At 39.1% G+C, this 7,682-nt stretch carries 5 protein-coding genes; 1 reads left to right on the top strand and 4 read right to left on the bottom strand.

What is annotated here, in order from left to right; all coding sequences use genetic code 11:
• Positions 1 to 146: 146 nt before the first annotated feature.
• The 4 genes from cydC to QS62_RS02755 all read right to left on the bottom strand — a co-directional run bounded on the left by cydC (position 147) and on the right by QS62_RS02755 (position 5,569).
• Positions 147 to 1,886, bottom strand: a complete 1,740-nt coding sequence (gene cydC, locus QS62_RS02770) for a heme ABC transporter ATP-binding protein/permease CydC (RefSeq protein ID WP_066105579.1) — start codon at positions 1,884 to 1,886, stop codon at positions 147 to 149.
• 12 nt (positions 1,887 to 1,898) lie between these two features.
• Positions 1,899 to 3,653 carry a heme ABC transporter permease/ATP-binding protein CydD gene (cydD, locus tag QS62_RS02765; protein ID WP_066105576.1) on the bottom strand — a complete coding sequence of 585 codons (1,755 nt, stop codon included), beginning with the start codon at positions 3,651 to 3,653 and terminating at the stop codon, positions 1,899 to 1,901.
• Between the two features lie 65 nt (positions 3,654 to 3,718).
• Positions 3,719 to 4,681, bottom strand: coding sequence for a thioredoxin-disulfide reductase (gene trxB / locus QS62_RS02760; protein ID WP_066105573.1), 963 nt, complete (start codon positions 4,679 to 4,681; stop codon positions 3,719 to 3,721).
• Between the two features lie 39 nt (positions 4,682 to 4,720).
• The gene (locus QS62_RS02755; RefSeq protein ID WP_066105568.1) at positions 4,721 to 5,569 is read right to left on the bottom strand and encodes a co-chaperone YbbN; all 849 of its coding nucleotides are present in this window, start codon (positions 5,567 to 5,569) and stop codon (positions 4,721 to 4,723) included.
• A gap of 283 nt (positions 5,570 to 5,852) precedes the next feature.
• On the opposite strand from QS62_RS02755, the gene QS62_RS02750 reads away from it, so the two are divergent.
• A complete protein-coding gene (locus QS62_RS02750) occupies positions 5,853 to 7,631 on the top strand; it encodes an AAA family ATPase (protein WP_066105565.1) in 1,779 nt (592 codons plus the stop codon).
• Positions 7,632 to 7,682: the final 51 nt, after the last annotated feature.

The raw sequence follows: 7,682 nt of genomic DNA, 5'->3' as shown, positions 1-7,682 counted from the left end.
CGAGGGTGTGCTTTCTTTTGCTTCGTTTTCTTTGCACAAGCAAAGAAAATGAAGTCGCCCTTTAGGGCGAAACCTAAATCTTAGATAAAAAATAATTTAGCTAAAATTTAGGTTTGTCAGCGGTTACTGCCACCAACCACCAAACATCAATAAGAAATACGATTCACTAGCTTAAATAAAAACGAATCTTGTGTTTGTGATAACGCACTAAAATCACCCTGCTCCACCACTTGTGCATTATCCATCACAATCACTCGATCAAACTGCTCTAATGCGGTTAAACGGTGGGTTACCATAATTAAAGTTTTATCTTGGCAATGTTGTAACAACAACGCTAACACTTGACGTTCCGTTTCACGATCCAAGCCTTCGGTTGGTTCATCTAACAAGATAATCGGCGCTGTTGATAACAATATTCTGGCAATTCCTAAACGACGTTGTTCGCCACCAGATAAGGTTCTACCGCCATCACCGAGCCAAGTATCTAAACCTTGTTCTTGATAAAGCAAATAATCTAAGCCCACTTTATGCAACAACTCGGCTAATTGCTGATCTGTTGCCGCTTCATTAGCTAGCAATAAATTTTGTCGCAAAGTATCACTAAAAATATGCACACGTTGCGTTAATAACACTATCTGTTGGCGTAACGCATTTTCGCTATATTCTGCAATCGGATATCCAGATAACAAGATTTGCCCTTGCGTTGCTTCATAGTTGCGAATCAATAATTGCAATAAAGTCGATTTTCCACTGCCAGTTTTGCCTAAAATAGCGACTTTTTCACCCGTTACAAAACTTAAATTAATATCGCTTAATACTTGTTCCGTAAGCATTGGATAGGCAAAATTCACTTGCTGCAACGCTAACAATGGCTGTTGTTGATCAACCGCCACCTTTTCAAGGTTGCCATTAAATTGTACCAACGGTTGTTGGCTAATAATTTCAGTCACTCGTTGCGCTGATGCAATCACTTGCCCTAAATGTAAAAAGGCAGCACCAATCGGTATTAAGATCTCAAATGAAGCTAATGCGGAAAAGGTTACTAACGCAATCAGTGCTAATTTAAAGTCCCCTTCGCCCATTGAAGTTCCCGCAGCTAACCATAATGTCGTCATCACGATCAATCCATTAGCTAATAATAAGATCGCATTAGATAACCCTGCTAACTGCGCTTCACGTTGTTGATATTGCAGCCACTGCCCTTCCGTTTGTTGCAAACGCTGCTGCAACGTAGTGCCAGCATTAAATAACAATAGCTCCGCTTGCGCTTGAATATATTCCACAAATTGTGTGCGATATTTCGCTCGGCTTGCCGTTAGCTGCGCACCAAATTTTTCTCCTAACCGATAAAAAATGGTTGGAATAACCAGTAATAACGCTAATAAACTGCCAGCGACAAATAGTGCAATTGATACATTTAAAAAACTTAGCCCAATGCCAATAAAAATAATCATACAGATTGCGCTAACAAATGGAGCAAAAAGACGAAGATATAAGGTATCTAACGTATCAACATCAGCCACCAAACGATTAAGCAATTCACTATTACGATAGCGACTGAGTACTGCTGGACTTAATGGAATAATTTTAGTAAAAACCTGCACTCGCAACTTTGTCAAAATTTCAAAAGTAACATCGTGAGTCACGATTTTTTCAAAATAACGGGCTACCGTTCTGCCAATCGCTAACCCTCTTACACCTGAAGATGGATAGAAAAAATTAAATAGAATCGAAACACCGGCAATCGCTGACGCCGCTAAAAACCAGCCTGACAGCGTTAATAATCCGATACTCGCTGCCAACCCGGTAAGCATTAAAATAATTCCTAACAACAAACGGGTTGGCGTGTGCTTAAACATTGCCAAAAAAGGAAGTAATGAACGCATTGAAAATAATCCTTAGTTAATCGCTGTTTCTCGTTGTGCCAACAATTCTGCGAAATAGCCTTGATTAGCTAACTCAGCAAATGTACCTTGTTGCACCAATTGCCCAGCTTGCATCACTAAAATGCCATCTGCTTGGCGTAAATCCTCGATACGGTGCGTAATCATTAAGGTTGTCTTGTTTTGGCTTAATTGTTGTAAACTCGCTAATACCTGATTTTCCGAACGAGCATCTAAACTTGCCGTTGGTTCATCTAATAACAACAATAGGCTATCCGTTTTCAGTAATGCTCTTGCTACTGCTAAGCGCTGCGCTTGTCCAACAGATACGCCCAAACCGCCATCTTGTAATGTTTTGTCTAATGAGGTGGCAAGTTCTGATACATACGCTTGCTGTAAAGCAGTTTGTAATTGTTGCTCACTAGCGTTCGCATTAGCTAACCGCAAGTTATCGCGAATCGAACCTTGTAATAAAAATGGATTTTGCCCCACCCACGCTAATTTATGACGCCACGCTATCGGGTTTAACTCTTTTAACTCAACGCCATTAATCAATAAACTGCCTTGATAAGGTAAAAAGCCGAGTAACACATTCATTAATGAAGTTTTACCTGCGCCACTTTGCCCAACTAACGCAATCTGCTGACCAGCATTAATTTGGAAAGTAAGCGGTTGTGTTAAAGCTTTTCCTGATGGCGATAACACTACTAATTGTTCCGCTTGAATATTAATTTCAGTCGCCGTCAGTTCGGTTTGTCCTTGCTGCGCAATTAGGAAATCTTTTGTTAAAAATTCCTCAATGGTATCAGCCGCACCAATCGCCGCCGCTTTGTCATGATAATAAGTACCAAGATCACGCAACGGTTGATAAAACTCGGGCGCCAAAATTAGACAGAAAAAACCAGCAAATAGGGTAACTGCTGTGCCATAACCACCAAAATTGAGTTGCCCTAAATAACTAAAACCAAAATATACCGCCGTTAATGCAATCGAAATTGAGGTAAAAAATTCCAATACGGAAGATGATAAAAACGCTGATTTCAACACATCCATTGTTGTTTCGCGAAAATCTTCGCTGCGTTCAGCAATCTGCTCAGTTTGTTGTTTGGTACGGTTAAAAATGCGTAAGTTTTCTAACCCTTGCAAACGATCGAGAAATTGTCCGCTTAAACGCGCTAAGGTATTGATATTGCGCTGATTCGCTTCTGCAGCTTTCAACCCAACTAAAATCATAAATAGCGGAATTAATGGCGCAGTAAATAATAAAATTAAGCCTGCTGCCCAATTCACTGGAAAAATCGCGATTAGCAAAATAAGTGGCGCTAAGCCTGATAAATATTGTTGTGGTAAATATCGTGCATAAAAATTATGCAAATTCTCTACTTGTTCTAACGCTAATGTCGCCCAACTTCCTACTGGACGATAAGCCAAGGTTGCCGGCCCTACTTGTTGTAATTTTTCAATAATTTGCTGACGCAAATGTTGGCGCAAAATCTTGCCGCTATAAAAGCCCACTTTTTCACGCGCATACAGTAAAGCTGCTCGCACAATAAAGATAATTGGTAACGCAATAAATTGCGGTATGAGTTGCTCACGAGGTAATTGGGCAATAATTAGATCATTCAATAAAGAGGCTAATAACCAAGTTTGTACAACTAATAACACCGTCGAAGTAACGGCAAAAAGTAGATTTAATTTAAGCGGTTTTTTGATCAGTTTACTTTGCTGTTTGAGCCAAGTTTGTAATTGTTTTTGGCGTGCTTTTTCCATATCTCGCTATATTGTAAAAATGCAATAAAATCCCCCTCAAAAAGGAGGGGGAGTTAATAAAATAATTAGGCGTTTTGTGCTGCTAAAGCATCAAGATAACGTTCCGCATCTAATGCCGCCATACAGCCAGTGCCTGCTGAAGTGATTGCTTGACGATAATGTTGATCCATAACATCACCCGCGGCAAAAACACCTTCAACCGAAGTTGCAGTGGCATTACCTTGTAAGCCCGATTTCACCACAATATAGCCATTATTTAGCGCTAATTGACCAGCGAAAATATCGGTATTTGGCGCGTGACCAATCGCAATAAACACACCTTCAACATCTACTTTTTCTTGTGCATCAGATTCGGTATCTTGCAGTTGCAAATGGGTAACGCCCATATCATCACCACAAACTTCCGCTAACGTACGTTTGGTATGCAGAACAATTTTGCCTTCTTCAACTTTTTTCATTAAACGATCTAGCAAAATCTTCTCACTACGGAAGCTATCACGACGATGGACTAAATGCACCACCGAAGCAATATTGGCTAAATATAACGCCTCTTCTACCGCTGTATTACCGCCGCCAATTACCGCCACAGGTTTATTACGATAAAAGAAACCGTCGCAAGTCGCACACGCAGAAACCCCTTTGCCTTTATATGCTTCTTCTGATGGTAAACCTAAATATTTTGCTGACGCACCAGTAGCAATAATCAACGCATCACAAGTAAAGGTTTGGCTATCGCCATAAAGGGTAAACGGACGCTTAGTAAGATCCACTTTATTGATATGATCAAAAATAATCTCTGCTTCGAATTTTTCTGCGTGTTCCAACATACGCTGCATTAATTCTGGACCCGTTGTTTCGCCTGCATCACCTGGCCAGTTTTCAATTTCATTGGTAGTCGTTAATTGTCCGCCTTGTTGCAACCCAGTTACTAATACAGGTTTTAAATTAGCTCGTGCAGCATAGATCACGGCGGTATAACCCGCTGGACCTGATCCTAAAATAAGTAATTTACAATGTTTATCTGCCATTTTGTTATCCTCAAATGTTATTCATACTGGTTATCGTCATTAATATAAAAGCGAATATACTAAACGGCGATATTTATTCGTTAATGGATCAGCGTTGCCCATTGCTGCCAAAATTGCTAAATATTGGCGTTTCACTTCCCCATCTTCAGCCGCAAGATCTTTTTGCAAAATTGCTAACAATAAATTCAGCGCCTCTTCATTACGATTTGCTTGATGTAATTGCACTGCCAATTTAATCGCAATCGCTGGCGTTGGGTTACGTTGATAATCTTGCTGTAATTGTTGAATTTCTGGTGTATCCGCAGCTTCTAGCAATAGATCAATCTGCGCTTGTAAACCTTGCCAACGACTATCACGATCTTGCAATGGAATCTGTTTTAAAATTTCTTGCGCAGGTTCCACCTTTTTCATCGCAATATAGGTTTCCGCATATAACAACGCAACATCACTATTCTTTTTATCGGATAATTCCCACGCCTCTTTCAACAATGGTAAGGCTTGTTCATAATTCTCCACCGCTAACAGATCTAAGGCTTGATTAAATTTGATCTCATCTTCTTTTGGTAAGATTACCGATAAGCGTTGTTGTAATTCAGGTTCTGCTAATGGACCATGAAAACCATCAATTGGTGCACCATCTTTAAATAAGTAAGTTGTCGGTAATGCTTGAATACGGAATTGTGCGGCAATCATTTGTTCTGTTTCACAATTCACTTTCGCTAGAATAAATTGGTTAGGATATTGTGTGGTAAGTCGTTCTAATACTTGTACAAAATTCGCTGATGTATTGTCTGTTGCGGCATAAAATACAAACACTAACGGCTGAGTTTTGCCCATATCAAGCACTTCAGCCAAATTCTGTGTATTTACCTCGATAATTTGTTGCATATTTCTCCCTTATGCTGCTACAAAAAACTGTTAAATTCTAACAAAATCGCTCGTCTTTTGCAGTAAGTAAAAACGGTGAAACAATAGAGGTAATCAATCATACAAATAAAGATTTTAATGATATTGAGGAGAATTGGTAATGAGAGAATAGTTAAATGGCTATAACCTGATAACATCATTTACATTTTCCAAAAAACACCCTAAATCATTACCAATAGAAATCCCCCTTTTGTACCATGTTTTTGTGTATAATTCGCAGGTGAAAAATAATAAGAGAATAAATATGGATTTATTAAAATTAGATTGGCAATCACTTGCTCCAACCTTTGCTATTGCAGCGACAGACATTAGTAACGATACAGACTTCTGGCAATTACAACCGCGCGCCACTGCGGCAATTCAACATTGGTTAGCACAAGACGGTAATTTATTAGTATTAAAGGGTGAAGAACAATTTGCCGATTTACAGCGTTTAGAAAATTATTTATTACAACACCATTTTGCCGATCAACCTTTAGCCGTTAATGGCGTACATTATCAATTTCATTCCGCTAGTGAAAATGAATTTCCGGTGATGGAGATGCGTCCGGCACAATCTATGCAAGATAATTTTACTCAACGTTATTGGGTAAAAAGTGCCGATTATCTCGATCCACAACATTTATTTGGACAAATTTTACAACTTACCAATAGCGATAAAATTCACCTTGTTCCCGGTTTAGTACACCAATTAAATGGCGGGATTTTGATTGTTTCAGTGGCACAACTGTTAGCGCAATTTGATGTATGGCTGCGCTTATTAAGTTTATTACAGCAACAACAATTTCATTGGCAATTAGATAATCTCTTACAGCGCCAACCTTGTGTTATTCCAAGTATGCCATTGAAATTGAAGTTAATTTTAGTTGGTAGTCGCGACAATATTGCTGAATTGGAAGCATTCCAACCAGATCTTTATCAGCTCGCCGATTATGCCGAGTTAGCTGCTTATAGCGAGGTTACTACCGAAACGCAACAACAACAATGGGCAAGTTATGTGCGTTATTTGGCTGAAAAGGAAATGCAAAAACAGATTGATTTTGCTGCGATTACTCGTTTGTATCAATGGTTGGTGCGTGAGAGTGAAGATCGTCAATTAATTAGCAATGCACCTGCACAATTATTGCGTATTTTACAAGGTGCATTAACTTATCAAACCAATGCTGACACTATTACTGCTGATATGATTGAGCATTTTTATGCACAGCAATGTTATCAGCGCGATTTATTACAACAACGCAGTTATCAAAGTGTATTGGCAGAACAAATCTATATCGCCACTGATGGCGAAGAAATTGGGCAGATTAATGGCTTATCCGTCATTGAGTATCCCGGCGTACCTTATGCTTTTGGCGAACCTTCACGTATTAGCTGTTTAGTGCAAATTGGTGAAGGGGAAATTGTTGATGTTGATCGAAAAAATGAATTAGCTGGCAATATTCATAGTAAAGGAATGATGATTGCGCAATCTTGCTTAAGTAATATCTTACAGTTACCTAGCCAATTACCGTTTTCGGCTTCGCTTGTTTTTGAACAGTCGTACACTGAAATTGATGGCGACAGCGCTTCTTTAGCAATGTTATGTGTATTAGTAAGCGCTTTAGCGGAACTACCGTTACCACAAAATATCGCCATTACTGGTGCAATTGACCAATTTGGTTTAGTGCATGCCGTAGGCGGCGTTAATGAAAAAATTGAAGGATTTTTTGCTATTTGCCAACAACGTGGTTTAACTGGCAAACAAGGCGTCATTATTCCCGCAGTAGTTTGTTCTCAATTAAGTTTAAATCGTGCTGTGATTGATGCAGTTAAAGCGGAACAGTTCCATTTATGGATTGTTGAGGATGCTGCACAAGCGTTACAAATTTTATTACAGCGTGATTTGGTTGAAATGCCGGATACACAATATCAAGCAAACAATCGTCCACTCAATCAACTGATTATGCAAAACATTGAGCAAAAAGCAGAAACTAAGCCATTACTGTCAAGATGGTTTCCTTGGTTAAATCAGCATAAAAAGTAAAAAACTGCTCCGACCATTCAGCTAACAGATGTAAGCTATTTAAAAAGGGAA

The sequence above is a fragment of the Gallibacterium salpingitidis genome (assembly GCF_001678495.1).
In the GTDB taxonomy this organism is placed as follows: Bacteria; Pseudomonadota; Gammaproteobacteria; order Enterobacterales; family Pasteurellaceae; genus Gallibacterium; species Gallibacterium salpingitidis.
This window is presented reverse-complemented; position numbering and strand designations above follow the sequence as displayed.

What these genes read in the sequence shown, in the direction of transcription:
- cydC (WP_066105579.1), bottom strand. Translation starts at nt 1,886, where the DNA reads ATGCGTTCATTACTTCCTTTTTTGGCAATGTTTAAGCACACGCCAACC.
- cydD (WP_066105576.1), bottom strand. Translation starts at nt 3,653, where the DNA reads ATGGAAAAAGCACGCCAAAAACAATTACAAACTTGGCTCAAACAGCAA.
- trxB (WP_066105573.1), bottom strand. Translation starts at nt 4,681, where the DNA reads ATGGCAGATAAACATTGTAAATTACTTATTTTAGGATCAGGTCCAGCG.
- QS62_RS02755 (WP_066105568.1), bottom strand. Translation starts at nt 5,569, where the DNA reads ATGCAACAAATTATCGAGGTAAATACACAGAATTTGGCTGAAGTGCTT.
- QS62_RS02750 (WP_066105565.1), top strand. Translation starts at nt 5,853, where the DNA reads ATGGATTTATTAAAATTAGATTGGCAATCACTTGCTCCAACCTTTGCT.